At 69.9% G+C, this 14,294-nt stretch carries 12 protein-coding genes and 2 pseudogenes; 11 read left to right on the top strand and 3 right to left on the bottom strand.

The genetic code is table 11. From position 1 onward, the window contains the following. The first annotated feature begins 125 nt into the window (after nucleotides 1-125). Entirely contained in the window at nucleotides 126-1,040 is a 915-nt protein-coding gene (locus tag ACZ5ON_RS31760) for an NADP-dependent oxidoreductase (RefSeq protein ID WP_465599924.1), read from the top strand. Nucleotides 1,041-1,202: 162 nt separating this feature from the next. On the opposite strand, the pseudogene ACZ5ON_RS31755 reads toward ACZ5ON_RS31760, so the two are convergent. After that, nucleotides 1,203-1,608, bottom strand: a pseudogene (locus ACZ5ON_RS31755) (winged helix-turn-helix domain-containing protein); the annotation flags it as partial. Nucleotides 1,609-2,013: 405 nt separating this feature from the next. On the opposite strand from ACZ5ON_RS31755, the gene ACZ5ON_RS31750 reads away from it, so the two are divergent. Both ACZ5ON_RS31750 and ACZ5ON_RS31745 read left to right on the top strand, forming a co-directional pair. Then, nucleotides 2,014-3,015: a LamG domain-containing protein gene (locus ACZ5ON_RS31750; RefSeq protein WP_465599922.1), complete on the top strand. Its 1,002-nt coding sequence runs from the start codon at nucleotides 2,014-2,016 to the stop codon at nucleotides 3,013-3,015. A 377-nt stretch (nucleotides 3,016-3,392) separates the two neighbouring features. Beyond that, a pseudogene (locus tag ACZ5ON_RS31745) lies at nucleotides 3,393-3,650 on the top strand (MFS transporter); the annotation flags it as partial. A 76-nt stretch (nucleotides 3,651-3,726) separates the two neighbouring features. Here ACZ5ON_RS31745 and ACZ5ON_RS31740 read toward each other — a convergent pair. Both ACZ5ON_RS31740 and ACZ5ON_RS31735 read right to left on the bottom strand, forming a co-directional pair. Continuing rightward, entirely contained in the window at nucleotides 3,727-4,365 is a 639-nt protein-coding gene (locus ACZ5ON_RS31740; RefSeq protein WP_465599920.1) for an NAD(P)-dependent oxidoreductase, read from the bottom strand. A 36-nt stretch (nucleotides 4,366-4,401) separates the two neighbouring features. Then, on the bottom strand, nucleotides 4,402-5,304 hold the full coding sequence (locus ACZ5ON_RS31735) for an EamA family transporter (RefSeq protein ID WP_465599918.1): 903 nt from the start codon (nucleotides 5,302-5,304) through the stop codon (nucleotides 4,402-4,404). 133 nt (nucleotides 5,305-5,437) lie between these two features. Here ACZ5ON_RS31735 and ACZ5ON_RS31730 point away from each other — a divergent pair, with 133 nt between their 5' ends. The 8 genes from ACZ5ON_RS31730 (at nucleotide 5,438) to ACZ5ON_RS31695 (ending at nucleotide 13,637) form a co-directional block, all read left to right on the top strand. Further along, a complete protein-coding gene (locus ACZ5ON_RS31730) occupies nucleotides 5,438-5,935 on the top strand; it encodes a MarR family winged helix-turn-helix transcriptional regulator (RefSeq protein ID WP_465599916.1) in 498 nt (165 codons plus the stop codon). A 281-nt stretch (nucleotides 5,936-6,216) separates the two neighbouring features. Then, complete coding sequence (locus tag ACZ5ON_RS31725; RefSeq protein WP_465599914.1) at nucleotides 6,217-6,624, top strand: YciI family protein; 408 nt, start codon at nucleotides 6,217-6,219, stop codon at nucleotides 6,622-6,624. 7 nt (nucleotides 6,625-6,631) lie between these two features. Continuing rightward, nucleotides 6,632-7,777 carry an RNA polymerase sigma factor gene (locus tag ACZ5ON_RS31720; RefSeq protein ID WP_465599912.1) on the top strand — a complete coding sequence of 382 codons (1,146 nt, stop codon included), beginning with the start codon at nucleotides 6,632-6,634 and terminating at the stop codon, nucleotides 7,775-7,777. Nucleotides 7,778-7,963: 186 nt separating this feature from the next. After that, nucleotides 7,964-8,494: a hypothetical protein gene (locus tag ACZ5ON_RS31715; protein WP_465599910.1), complete on the top strand. Its 531-nt coding sequence runs from the start codon at nucleotides 7,964-7,966 to the stop codon at nucleotides 8,492-8,494. Between the two features lie 86 nt (nucleotides 8,495-8,580). Continuing rightward, entirely contained in the window at nucleotides 8,581-9,234 is a 654-nt protein-coding gene (locus ACZ5ON_RS31710) for a TetR/AcrR family transcriptional regulator (RefSeq protein ID WP_465599908.1), read from the top strand. Nucleotides 9,235-9,474: 240 nt separating this feature from the next. Further along, on the top strand, nucleotides 9,475-10,734 hold the full coding sequence (locus ACZ5ON_RS31705) for a serine hydrolase domain-containing protein (RefSeq protein WP_465599906.1): 1,260 nt from the start codon (nucleotides 9,475-9,477) through the stop codon (nucleotides 10,732-10,734). Between the two features lie 675 nt (nucleotides 10,735-11,409). Next, complete coding sequence (locus ACZ5ON_RS31700; protein ID WP_465599904.1) at nucleotides 11,410-12,141, top strand: hypothetical protein; 732 nt, start codon at nucleotides 11,410-11,412, stop codon at nucleotides 12,139-12,141. 395 nt (nucleotides 12,142-12,536) lie between these two features. Beyond that, entirely contained in the window at nucleotides 12,537-13,637 is a 1,101-nt protein-coding gene (locus tag ACZ5ON_RS31695) for an alpha/beta hydrolase (RefSeq protein ID WP_465599976.1), read from the top strand. Nucleotides 13,638-14,294 lie beyond the last annotated feature (657 nt).

Genomic DNA, 14,294 nt, shown 5'->3' with positions numbered 1-14,294 from the left:
CGATGGACAACTCCGGGCGGTCATGCCGACGGCCCGCGATGGTGAGCAGGAGGTGGGCTCGTGGCTGGGGCAACCGTCCCGGGGATCCCCCCTCCCGGCGACCGAACCTGAGAAGAGGACCCGTGATGAAAGCAATCGGAGTCTCTGCGCCCGGGGCGACGGAGGTCACCCTCCTCAACCTTCCCGAACCTCCGCCGCCCGGCACAGGCCAGGTACTCATCCTGGTCGAGGCCGCCGGAGTGGGACCGTGGGACAGGCTGCTGAACACCGGCGGCTGGGATGTCGGCCTGCGTCCCCCCGCCGCACTGGGCGTCGAGGGCGTCGGCCGGGTACGCGCCGTCGGCGCCGGTGTCCACGGAGTCTCCGTCGGTGACCGTTTGGTGGCGCATGAGGCGCCGCTTCCGGGCGGCAGCGGCTTCTGGGCCGAGCAGGTCCTTGTCACCGCCGCCCACACGGCCCCCGTACCCAACGGACTGGAACCCGCCGCGGCGGCCGCGCTCCCCGTCAACGGCCTCACCGCACTGCAGGCCCTGGAGGCGCTGGGGCTCACCACAGGGCAGCGCCTCCTGCTCACCAACGGGGGCGGCAGCACCGGCTCCCTGGCCATTCAGCTGGCGGCGGCCGCCGGCGTGGAGGTGACGGCAACAGCCTCGCCGTCCGCCGAGGAGCGTCTTCGCAGTCTCGGAGCTGCCGAGATCATCGATTACCACGACCTGGCGTGGCCTGCGCGAACACAAGGCGGGTTCGATGCGGCCCTCATCGCCGCGGCCGGTACGGCGGCGGCCGCCTTGCCTCTTATCCGCGACGGCGGGCAACTGTGCTCTCTGACCTCCGACGCGCCCGACCCCGAACGAGGGATCACCAGTACGAACCTCTATGTGCGGCCTGACCCCGCGCAGCTCGCCCGGCTCACAACCGACCTCGCGCAAGGGCTGCTCCGCCTCTCCCCCGAACCTCTGCGACTGACGGAGGGACCAGTCGCATTCGAACGGGTGACCGCCGGCCGAACAGCAGGCCGGAAGCTGGTGCTCGTACCCTGAGCCGCGCGCATGAGGACAGCGCGGGAAACGAGACCGAACTGTCCAACGGCAATGTCACGTCATGACACCAAAATAGCCGCACGAAGATGTCACCACTCCCCCACCGACCAGTGAACATCCAGTGTCAACCTCCGCACGAAACAAGCGTCATCCACCTGCAGATTCGCAGGCTCGGCGGGCCGGCTGCTGCCACGACCACCCGTGCCGCTGAAGCAGGACCCAGGTGCCCTCCACGGTGCAGGAGACGTGGAACAGTCGGCCGATCAACGTCTTCACCCGTGCAAGAGTCCATCGCTGGTCCTCCCAGCCATGAGCCAGCGGTCCGCGTTCCAACTCGTGCTCCAGACGTTTGACTTGCGCCTCGGACAGCTTCGACCTGCCAGGTGAGCCCTTCGAGGCGACACCTGCTGCACCCCCTTCACGCCACTGCCGGCGCCAGCGCTCCACCGAACGCACGCTCACCCGCAACGCGACCCCCGCCCTCGAAGCGTTCTACGGCCTGAAGCCGGATCCGCTCCCGTGCGGCCCTCTCGACGTTGGTCAAACCGCCGCCCTGCGCATACCTCACAGCACGGGGCTACCGACAGCACTCAACGACGAACTCGACGGCCACGTGTCGGGCAGGACGATGCCGCGGATGCCCGGGTCCCCGTTCTGGCCGTGCCCGTGGGGACCGAGCCAGGCGAAGACCCGTTCATCGCCCGCGGCCCGTCATCTGCTGTTGGTGACAGCAGCGGTAGGTCCACGTCGAGTCGGGCCCCCGGAGGCAGGTGGGCGGTCGGTGGGCCAGTGAGCCTGGTTATGTCACCCGCTCGCCCAGGACGTGCGGTGGTCGCCAAGATCGAGCCGGAGCCTGTCCAGGGCTGATCCACGGCTCGTCCACGGCGCTGATCCGCCGCCAACACCGCGCTCCCGTCTGCCGAGGCAGGCCGGATCGCCGGTTTCCGACAGCCATGGCCTAGCATGTCGATCCATGAGCATTGGCGGGGGCGTACCTGGCGGTAACGGTGGCAGTGGCTGGGGCAGGCCGGAGCAGCTGCCCCCGGTGAGCGGGCAGCAGTGGCCGCAGAACGTGCCGGACTGGGAGACGCTGGCCCGGCAGCACGAGGCGGAGCAGAAGAAGCGCCGGATGCTCCAGATCGGCGGCGGTGCGGCGGCCGTGGTGGTGGTGGCCGGCATCGTGACCGCCGCCATCGCCCTGTCGAACCCCGCGCACCCGAAGCGGGTGGACGCCGTCGGCCCGGCCACGCCGTCCGCCTCGGCCTCGGCCTCGGCGGGCAGCTCCGCATCGCCGTCTCCGACGCCGACCCTGACACAGTTGGTGGACAAGTACGGCAGCAACGCGATCGTGCTGAGCAAGACGGTGAAGCCGGGCCAGGCGGACGGCCACAACGGCCCGGCCGTTCTGATGGCCGGCAAGGACACCGACCACGGCGAGAGCAACGGGCCCGTAGTCGACACCAGCAAGAGCTTCACCGTCTCCGCGCTGGTCGACAACAACGCCCCGAAGGTCGGCAGGTGCGTCCTCAGCCAGGGCAGCGGCAACTACTACACCTTCTATCTGGGCCGCGACGACTGGGGCATCCACAACCAGTGGGTTTTCAAGGTGCAGACCCTGCCGGGCGGTGAGGACAGGAACGCCCGCCAGGCGTTCTCCAAGCAGCCGTCCTGGACCGGCAAGTGGGTGCTGCTGACCGGCGTGTACGACGCCTCGGCTAAGTCCATCACGCTGTACGTCAACGGCGAGCCGCAGGACACGACCAAGGTAGACGGAATCTGGAACTCCGCAAGCCGGATGCAGCTCGGCCGGGCGAAGTACCACGGGGCGTGGGTCGACAACTGGGACGGCGCGATCTCCAACGTCCTGGTGTGGAACCAGGCGCTGTCAGCCTCGAACGTCGCCCAGCTGCAGAAGAGCGGCGGTACGAGCGCGGGTGCGGCGCCGATGGCCGGCTGGCTGCTGGGCGAGGGCTGAAGCGCGCCTGAGCCATCTGGACGAAGCCTGCCGCAAGATGACTGAACTCTCCCGCCTTGCAAGAGAGTTCGCGTAGCTGCTGACCTCGGCTGAAGGCAACGACGCCAAGCTCACCAACTGGATCGCGTTGGCGATGCCCAGGCCCAGGTAGCTGACGAAGAAGGCGGCCACGAAGAAGGTCAGCAGCACCGGGCGCGCCCCAGAGGCGAACGGGATCAGCAGCGGGCCGGCGAAGACCAGGGCCATCGAGACGGCATCTCACGGACGAGGCCCGCGGCGCCGTCGGTCGCCTGGCGGCGGAATGGCGGGCGACCGAGGCCGCCCTCGCCGACGTCGGGGCCGAGATCCCGTATCCGCTGAGCCGGGTCGTCGCCGACATCGCCGTCTGCTACTTGATCGACGCACTCACCTTCGCCGCCGCGTTCTACGGTGCGTTCGGCCTGCCCCAGCTGAGCCCCGGAGACGAGCCCGCCCGGGCCGGCCTGCGGGGCGTCGCGAACGGCCTGACCTTCCTGGTCCGCACTCCCGTCATTCGCGGGGACCTGCTCACTGACGTGGCCACCACCGTGCTGTCGATGCCGATCAGCCTGTTCCCGCTGATCAATGCCGAGCGGTTCGGTGACAACCCACGCACTCCCCAGGACCGCAGTGCAGCAAGGGACCCCACCGTGAAGGTCTCAGCAGCGCCCCGGACGGATTGTGTGTCCGTACTCAGTAGGCCGCGGTGAAGCGGGTGCGGCGATGGGCGGGCTGCTCGGCCTCGTCGAGCAGGACGACGGCGAGGTCTTCCATGGAGATGGCGGAGTTGCCGTCTGCGTCGACCAGCAGCTCGTCGTGCCCGAGGCGGAAGCGGCCGGTGCGGACACCCGGTTCGAGTAGGGCGGCCGGGCTGAGGTAGGTCCAGTCGACCTGGTCGTCGGCGCGGTAGAGGTCGAGCTGCTCGCCGCAGGCGAGGGCGATCGGCCGGATCTCGGCGGGGAATTCCGGGTCTTCGACGACGGTCATGCCGCCGGCCCCGGGGATGGTCAGGCTGCCCGCGCCGCCGACCGCGAGCAGGCGCACGCGTGTCCCAGCGAGGCCGGCCAGCAAGCCCTTGGTGGCGACGGCCAGCTCGCTCTCGCTGCCGGGCACCGGGCGGGTCGCGGTGATCACCAGGTCCTGTCCGACGGCCAGCCGGGCCACGTCCTCGGCGTTGCGGGCGTCCCCGACGGCTATGGCGGCGGCGAGCGGGAGGCCGTGCGGCTTGTCCGGGTCGCGGACGACGGCGGTGACCTCGTGGCCGCGGGCGAGCGCCTCGGCCGTCACCCGGCTGCCGACGCTACCGCTCGCGCCGAATACGGTGATACGCATGGGGGGTTTCTCCTTGGTCGGTGAGTGTGAGTCGGGTCAGGCCTTTTTGAGGACGGGGGTCGTGACGGGCTGCGTCGTGTCCGCCGGGGTGCCTGTCGGGGTGGCTGTGCGCGGGCGCTGGGTCTGGGCCACGATCAGCGAGCCGAGGACGATCAGCGCGCCGAGCGCCTGGAGCGGGGTGAGGTCCTGCCCGAGGACGAGCCAGCCGAGCACGGTGGCGACGACCGGGCTGAGCAGCGCGAGGAAGGAGACGGAGGTCGACGGCAGCGACTTGAGCCCGCGGAACCAGAGGAAGTACGTCAGCGCCGCGCCGATCAGGCTGAGATAGCCGAAGCCGAGCAGGTTGGTGGCGGTCAGCTGGGAGGGCGGGGCGCCCTCGACGACCAGCATGACCGGGACCAGCAGTAGCCCGCCGGCGGTGAGCTGCCAGCCGGTGGTGGCGAGGACGGGCGCAGGGGAGACCCAGCGTTTGGAGAGTACGAGGCCGGAGGCCATGACCACGGCACTGCCGAGCGCGGCGGCGAGGCCGAGCGCGTCGAGCCGGGCATTGGCCCGCAGGACGAGCAGGCTGACGCCCGCGACGCCGGCGATGCCGGACAGGACGGTCCGCAGCGTGAGCCGGTCGCCGAGCAGTACGGCCGCGAGCACGGCGGTGATCAGCGGCTGGACGGCGCCGACGGTGGCGGCGATCCCGCCGGGGAGGCGGTAGGCGGCGACGAAGAGCAGGGCCTGGAAGGCGCCGATGTTGAGCACGCCGAGGACCAGCGAGCGCCACCACCAGCTGCCCTTCGGCAGTGTGCGGGTGACGGCTATCAGCAGCAGCCCCGCTGGCAGGCACCGCAGGACGGCCGCGAGGAGCGGGCGGTGGGGCGGGAGCAGCTCGGTGGTCACGAGGTACGTCGACCCCCAGACGGCCGGGGCACTGGCCGTGGCAAGCACGAGTTCGAGTCGATTCCTTAGCACTAAGCCAATATATCTCAGCACTAAAACATCTGAGAGGAGTGCGGCCGTGACGTGGCTCACAGCTACCTCATCGCTAAGCGACCTCATGGGGATCCCCTACGCTTGGCATGTGGCAGATCATGTGGACCGCGTAGTCTCGCAATGGGGCGCCGAGCGCCCCGACCTGGACGCCTCCCCAATGGAGGTGTTCGGCCGACTCAAGCGGCTCCATCACTTGGTGGTCACCGAGCTCGACCGCACCTTTGGCGAGCACGGCCTGGACGCCCCCTCTTTCGACGTCCTCGCCACCCTGCGCCGCAGCGGCCCGCCCTACCGCCTCACCCCCACCAACCTGATGCAGTCCGCGATGGTCACCTCCGGCGCCATCACCCAGCGCCTCGACCGACTGGAGGCCCGCGGCCTGGTCACCCGCACACGCAGCGAGACGGACGGCCGCAGCCGCGAGGTCGCCCTCACACCGGAGGGCTTCGCCGTGATCGACCGCGCCCTCCCCGACCACCTCGCCACCGAGCGCCGCCTTCTCACCGGTCTCGACGAACCCCAGGCCGCCGCACTGGTCGACGCCTTGCGGACGATGTTGGAAGCCCTCGGCGACAGCCCGAAGTGACGGCCCCGCGTACCGGCGGGCGTTGTTGAGCCACGCCGTCTGGTCCTTGGGGGCACCACGCCGCAGTCGACGCAGGCAGGGTCTTCATCCGCTCCTGGTGCCAGCGGTCGACCTCGGCCTCGCGCCACGCCATTGGCCCCGGACAGCACGAGACGGCACATCCAGGCTCATCCACGAGAGCCCAAAAAAATTCGGGCGGCGATGTCGAAAACCCGTGACTGGCTCCGTCCCTGCAGTGAACGCGACCACAATGGGTCGCACCAGCACCGAGGAGAACCCCCGTGGCCAAGTACTTGCTGCTCAAGCACTACCGCGGCGCCCCGACTCCGGTCAACGACGTGCCGATGGACCAGTGGACGCCGGAGGAGATCTCGGCGCACGTACAGTTCATGCACGACTTCGCGGCCCGGCTCGAGGGGACCGGCGAGTTCGTCTATGGTCAGGCGCTCGCCCCCGAGGGCACGTTCGTCCGGTACGACGGCGAGGGACGCCCGCCGGTCACCGACGGCCCGTTCGCCGAGACCAAGGACCTCATCGCCGGCTGGATGGTGATCGACGTCGAGAGCTACGAGCGCGCCATCGAGATTGCCGGGGAACTGTCGGCCGCCCCCGGCGCGGGCGGGAAGCCGATCCACGAGTGGCTCGAGGTGCGCCCATGCCTGGCCGAGCCGCCCACCATCACGGAGTGACCCATCGATGAACGAGGCCCTGCTCCGGAGCCTCACACCAGGCGTGCTCGCCATCCTCGTCCGCCGCGGAGCCCACTTCGCGGCGGCCGAGGACGCCGTGCAGGACGCACTGGTCGAGGCAGTCCGCATCTGGCCCACCGAGCTGCCACAGGACCCGAAAGGCTGGCTGGTCACCGTAGCCTGGCGCAAGTTCCTCGACCAGGCCCGGGCGGACACCGCCCGCCGCCGGCGTGAGGAACTCATCGACCAAGAGCCGCTGCCCGGGCCCGCGCGCGCGGCGGACGACACGCTCCAGCTCTACTTCCTGTGCGCCCACCCATCGCTGACGCCCACGTCCGCGGTCGCGCTCACACTGCGCGCCGTCGGCGGGCTGACCACCCGCCAGATCGCCCAGGCCTACCTGGTGCCCGAGGCGACCATGGCGCAGCGCATCAGCCGGGCCAAGCGCACCGTGGCCGGCGTGAGGTTCGACCAGCCCGGCGACGTCGCCACCGTGCTTCGCGTCCTCTATTTGGTCTTCAACGAGGGCTACACCGGCGACGTCGACCTCGCCGCCGAGGCCATCCGGCTCACCCGACAGCTCGCCACCGCGATCGACCACCCCGAGTTAGCAGGGCTGCTCGCCCTCATGCTGCTCCACCACGCCCGACGCGCCACCCGCACCGCGCCCGACGGCAGCCTGGTACCGCTCGCCGAGCAGGACCGCAGCCGGTGGGACACCGAGTCGATCGCCGAGGGCGTCGAGATCCTCCAGGCGGCCCTCGCCCGCGACCGGCTGGGCGAGTTCCAGGCCCAGGCCGCCATCGCGGCACTCCACGCCGACGCACCCACGGCCGAGGAGACCGACTGGGTGCAGATCGTCGAGTGGTACGACGAACTCACGCACCTGACCGACAGCCCCATCGTCCGGCTCAACCGCGCAGTCGCCGTCGGCGAAGCCGACGGACCCCGCGCCGGCCTGGCTGCACTCGCGGCACTGGACGCCTCACTCCCCCGCCACGCCGCAGTGGCGGCGTACCTCCACGAGCGCGACGGCGACCTGACGACGGCGGCACGGCTGTACACCGAAGCAGCCCACAAGGCACCCAACCTCGCCGAACGCGACCACCTGACACGCCAGGCCGCCCGCCTCAACACCCGCCACCGTCGCTGACGGGTGCTCACGGGCTGCTCCTGGCGGTACTGGTCGGGTAGCTTCCTCTCCGGACATCCGGCGCGCCGGACGGTGCCGACATGAGCGGCGGAGCAGGTGCGGCGCAACAGCGCCATCCGGGGCTCTCATCTCAAGAAGGTGGAGCCGACTGGGGGGGTGTCGGCGCGGGGCGTTAGAGTCCGACCCATGGACGAAGACACCGCCCTCTGGTACCGGATCGCCGATCTCCTTCCGGCGCCCGCCTCGAAGGGCGTCAAGGACTGCTGGGAGATCGGGGAGCAGGAGTGTGGGCTCGGCCTGCTGGTCGAGCGCCTGCTCGCCCACCAGGTCCCGATCAGCGGGGTGGAGCGGGCGCAGATATCCGTGCTCGCCGAGGAATGGGGCGAGCGCGAGCAGCTCACGCCCGGCATCGTGCGCTGCCTGGGCGACGGCGCGCCCGCCGCGGTGCGGCTGCTCGACGACGACGAGGTCGAGGTGGTGACGGGCTGGAGCGAGCCGGAGCTCGCCAAGCTGGTGCTGGTGCCGTGGATCGGCTGCACCCGCTGCGACCGGGTCCTGCTTCGCGCCCACGTCTGGGAGCCGTGGGACGACCTCTCCTACCTCGCCGAGCACTACGTGATCAGCACCTCGAACCACGACACGGCGCTGCGGATCTTCCCCGCTCACTCCGCCGGTGAGTCCTTCGCCGAACTCCTTCAGAGCTGCCCGGAGGCTTAGCCGGACGTTGAGGTCGTATCAAGGTCAGGACTTCGGCTCGACAGCACGCAAGAGGGCGAGCACGGTGCTGGCGTAGCCCCTGGCACTTGCCCATACCTGGTGGGCGCCACGGCCGGCGCGCCAGAACGTTGCCGGTCGCCGAAGTCCCGCCACCAATCGACCGCATCGCCAAGGCGGCGAAGACCAGCAAGGAGCGCGTCTACGCCTACTTCGGCAGCAAGGAGGACCTGTACAGGGCCGGCTCCGCCCAAGGGCTCGCGGCGGTGGCCGAGGCGACCCGCCTGGCCCCACCGACCTGCCCGGATACGCCGGCCGGATCCACGACTACTTCACCGCGCACCCCGGCCGGATCCACGACTACTTCACCGCGCACCCCGGCCGGATCCACGACTACTTCACCGTGCACCCCGGCCGTCTCCGGCCCATGGCCTGGGGTCATCGGGTTGGCGACGCACCTTTCGCGCGGCCAGTGCCGCCTGCGCCTGACGGCGGCCCTCCTCAGTCGGTTCACAGAAGACGCGAGCCGGGCGGCCCGGATGCGCGCCCTCCTCTACGTGAGGCATGACCCACTCCAGCGCGATGAGCCGGGCGAGGATCTGCCAGACCGTGCTCCTGCCAAGGTCGGCCCGCTCCCCATCCTCGCAACCCCACAGCGGACACCTCAACTGTCGTGCGGCTCATACGAGTTGCCGCATCATACAGCCCACGCCACCATCCGCCACGCCGTAGGTCAAGAATGAACTACGGCGTGGCGACTGACACCGCGATGACGATCAACGACTGACAACCACACTCAGACCACCACCCACGTCGTACCGCGAGCTCATGCCAGCGTCTGATGGCGGTCCTTCTCGAGGAGGATGCCGGAGTTGGCCCGGCTGGGGGAGGTGCCCGAGACCTCGGGCGGAGGCCTTGGTGGTGGGGCTGCGGGCAGGATGGCAGGAGCCGGAAGGGATCTGGCTCGACTGGGAGGGACCATCATGACCACCACCACGGCATACCCCGGGATGCACCGCCGCCGGGCGCGGGGGCTCGTTGGCCGTGCGGCCGTCGTCGCGCTGGCCAGCACGGGGCTGCTGGGCACGCTGGCGCCGGCGGCCCTCGCGGCAGGACCCGCGACGACCGCCGCGCCGCACCGGGCAGTCGCACCGTCGACGGTCGCCGAACCGGCCGCCCTGGAGAGCGCGCTGCGGGCCGTGGTCGAGGAGGGCGGCTCCTCCGCCGTGCAGGCCGAGGTCAGGGAGGACGGCCATCCGGTCTGGAGAGGTGCGACCGGGGTCGCGGACCTCGCCACCGGCGCGCCGGTGCCAGATGGTGCCCGGTTCCGGATCGGCAGCGTCACAAAGACCTTCGCCGCCACGGTGGTCCTCCAACTCGTCGGGGAGCACAGGCTCGGGCTGGACGACCCGATCGAGCGCTACCTGCCCGGTCTCGTCCCGAACGGCGGCGCGATCACGGTGCGTCAACTTCTGAACCACACCAGCGGCATCTACAACTTCACCGACGACCCCAGGTTCAGCACCGAGGGTGAAACCGCCCTGCAACGCTGGCTGACCGTCGGCCGCTGGACGACGTACCGGCCGCAGGACATCGTGCGCATCGCCACCGCCCAGCCGCCGTACGCGGCCCCAGGAGAGAAGTGGAAGTACTCCAACACCAACTACGTCCTGATCGGGATGATCATCGAGCGTGTCACCGGGCACACCTGGGTGGAGGAGGTCGACCGCCGGATCATCCGACCACTGGGCCTGCGAGGCACCTCGATGCCCACCACCTCGCCCATCGTCCCAGGACCGCACGCCCACGGATACATCCAGCGGGCGTCCGGCCACGCGGCCGACGTCACCATCGAGAACCCCTCGGCCTTCGGCCCGGCAGGAGCCGGGATCTCCACCACCATGGACCTCACCCGCTTCAACGCCGCACTGCTCGGCGGCAAGCTGCTACGCCCGGCGGAGCTCGCCGAGATGAAGAGGCAGGTGCCCGCCGAGAACGGCTCCACCTACGGCCTTGGGCTGATCCGCTATCCGACCGCGTGCGGGGAGTTCTGGGGCCTTACCGGAGGGATCGCCGGCTACGGCACGGTATTGATGGGCGACGCCGCCGGTCACCGCCAGGTGGCCATCTCCCTCAATCCCCTCCACGTGTCCGAGGCGACCAGCCGCACCTTCCAGACACTTATTGACACCGCAACCTGCGGCAGCGCCGCCGGACAGACCACCAGGGTGCCCGGGCGCTGACCCCAGCACCGCATGGCCTGCGCACGCTGCGACCCCTACACCCCCAAGGGCTCCAGCAAAGGCCAGCTGCTGGAGGCCGACCGCTGCCCCGCCTGCGGCCGCCTGGTCCACACGGCCAACAGCAACAGCATGATCGCGCGTATGAACGACCAGACACTCCACCCCACCCGGCGCCGGTCGACACCGCCGTCCCCGGCAGCAATACCCGTACCTCAACGGCCTCGATCTGTCCGATGACCTGGGCCTGCTCGCCCTGGAGGTCGCACCGAGCTACCTCGCCGACCGCCAGGCCGAGGAGGTGCTCGCCGTCCTCCGCCACTACATCGGCGCTCCGGTGGGCGAGCTGCTGGCCTGCCGCCGCTACGGGCTGTCCGGCGACGTCCGCAGCCCCCACAGGCTGACCGTTGGGCAAGGCGCGTGGAGAGCCGGATGCGGTGAGAGTCGCATGTCCGGTTCGGGCCGGCGGCTCAGGGAAACGGAGTAGCGGCAACGCTGCCACCGCGCCCTGAGCCGACCGCACATGCTCAAGGGCCGACCTCCCCCGCGAGGGTGAGCCGTTCCGTTCCCAGGGCGGATGTCCGCCCTTGCGCTCACTGCGATCTTCGATTCAGCGAGGCACTGCCCACAGGGCCGGCTATCCACACCGATCGGGCGTTCGAACCAGGAGGATTTCCTATGACGGCTCGCTCCATTCTGGCAAGGTTGCACGGCCGGACGGTGGCGGGTGTGCCCCGCTGGGTGATGTGGGCCGCGTACGCGACCTCCCTGACCGTGCTGCCCGCCGGTCTCTGGCGGATCCTGAGCGTCGACCTGCGGCTACCGCTGATGGAGGCCCCGACCGACGGCCGCCCGCCGCCGGCATGGTTCGGCGGCGAGTGGTGGTACGTCATCGCGCTGAGCTTGGTCAGCGAGGCCCTGGCGTTCCTGGCGGTCGGTCTGGTCAGCGAGTGGGGTGAGGTGTGGCCCCGGTGGATCCCAGGCCTGGGCGGCCGCCGGGTTCCGATCCTCGCCGCGGTCATCCCGGCCGGCCTCGGCGCGACGTTCAACACCCTGCTCTGGCCGTACTCGATGACCATGATCAGCATCGGACGCAAGATCAACGGTGCTGCCAACCCCGGTGCGAACACGCACGGCTGGCAGGCCGTCATCTTCTACGGTGCGTACTGGCCGCTGGCCGCCTGGGGGCCACTGCTCGGCATCCTCACCGTGCACTACTACCGCCGTCGCCGCGCTGCCGAGTCCGCCGGCGCAGAGGTCCCTCGGAAGGTTGGGGCGGCTCTCAATGCGGCATTACGACCCGTCGGCCAGTTTGAAGCTGGGGACGTCTTGGTGGCCCACCGCTCCAAGGAAGCCGTGGTGGTCCGCGATTCGCATCGGCCCACCGAGCATCGGTGCCAGCTTCCCTGAGAACGGCAAGCTTCCGTGACACGGGACACTGCCGCGTCGCCCGGTGAAACCTCGGTGAGGCGAAGGGCGCGGTACGCCGTCGGATCCCGGGCGGCGACGAGGATGCGGACGTGCGTGCGCGAGGCCTTCGTGCCCCTCGCGCTCGACGGACGCGGCAGGCGCGGCCGGGCCCTTCGCCGTGCGGCTTGGTGGATCGCGTCCGAAGAATGGTTCCGGATGTGACGCGGATCTCAGGTTTCTCTCAGGATCACGCGGCAACCAAACAGGCGTTCCAGGTGGTGTCTCCCGGTGCGGAACACTCCGGACATGTGGGGTCCGGGACGGTACAGGAGCGGGACAACGAAACGATGAAACTGACGGGCACTCCCTTCTTCATCCTCACGATCGTTCTCTTGGTGGCCTCCATAGGGCTGGCCATGCTGCAATGGACGACCAGAGGAACCTTCCGACGCGGCGGCGAGCCCGGCCGGGCCGAGGCAAGCGGCCGCGGACCGCTCAGGTTCCTCGGCTACCTCGGGACGATCCTGCTCTGCCAGTGCACCGCCGTGACACTGGTGTTCGTGATGGTCAACAACGAAAACCTCATCTACGGCAGTTGGGGCGATCTGCTGGGCACCTCCAACCATGTACGGGCCGTTCCCACTCCTCCGAAGGACGACGGCATCGCGGCAAACACCGGCACGCCCAAGGTGATCCAGTCCTTCCACCCCGTGGACAGCGACGTACCCAAGGACGTGAAGGAGACCGACCTCAAGGGCCGGCTCTCCGGGGTCGACGGCGAGGTACTGGTGTGGACCCCGCCGCAGTACGACGATCCCGCCTACAAGGACAAGACCTTCCCCGTGGTCGAGCTGCTGGCCGGCTACCCCGGTGAGGCCACCACCTGGTTCGGCACCATGAAGGTCACCAAACTCGCACCGCTGATGAAGTCCGGCCAGGTCGCGCCCTTCATCCTGGTCTCACCCCGGGTCAGGCTGCTGCCGAAGGGCACCGACACGGGCTGTGCGGACATCCCCGGCAAGGTCAACGCCGAGACCTGGCTCGCTCGGGACGTCCCGCAGATGATCCTGGACAACTTCCGGGTCGATGCCACCCCTGACCGCTGGGCGCTGGCCGGCTACTCGGCGGGCGCCCACTGCGCGACCAAGCTCGCGCTCTCCCACCCCAACCGCTACCGTGCCGCGATCAGCTTGTCCGGCTACAACGATCCGGCTGCCGAGTCCGACTCGCTGACCGGCAAGGACCCCCACCTGCACGAGATCTCCAACCCGCTGTACATCCTGACCCACGCGGCCACCCCACCGAAGGTGGCGCTGTACGAGTTCGGCAACAAGGGTGACGGCTACGAGGACGGCGTGGCCCTGCAGAAGGCGGCCAAGTCCCCCACCACGGTCAGCCTCTACGAGACTCACGGCCCACATCTGAGCTCCACCTGGGTCCCTCTTGTCGCACCCGCCTTCGAGTGGCTGACCGGGATCATCCCGGCCCAGCACTGACCCGGGAGGAGTCGTGGCCGGCCCGGTCGCGTCCGGCAGCCCGCACCGCCTGGACGACTGCCTCACCGATCAGCTCTCGCGCATCGCCGACCTTCACAGCCCGCCCCCCTCTCCCACCTCCGGCATCCGACCCGCCACCCGGAGACCGGACCCAGCTATCGCACACCCCGTCCCCGGCACGCCCGGGAACGACGGAACAACGCCCGCAAGGGCGGCACAGTCCTGACACCCCGGCCCTCACCGTGGCAGGCTCCATCAGGTTGGCCGCCAATAGCCGCAGGCGTACGCGGTCCGGCCCGGACGCCGGGCGTCGTCGTCCGGATCGGGCCCGTCGGCCTGGCGTGGTCGTGGTGCCATAACCCACCGTGCCGCAGGCCTGGACCATTCCCAAGGATTGGCCCCCGACTTCCACGCGGCTGGGAGACGACTCGGAGGCCCACGTCGCTGATCGGCCACTCCTCGAACCCGTGGCGTGCCGACGGTCAGCCAATTCGGCTCTGTCGTCAACGCCCTTGAGATGGCGGTGGCGGCCGCGGCGGCGAGGTAGCCGGGGTGGTGTTTCACTCCGATCGCGGGTTGCAATACACCTCGGCGGCGTTCGCGGACGTGTGCGACCGGTACGGGATCCGTCGCGGCATGGGTAGTTCGGGAACAGCA

It is taken from the genome of Kitasatospora sp. NPDC032150, assembly GCF_055579945.1.
This window is presented reverse-complemented; position numbering and strand designations above follow the sequence as displayed.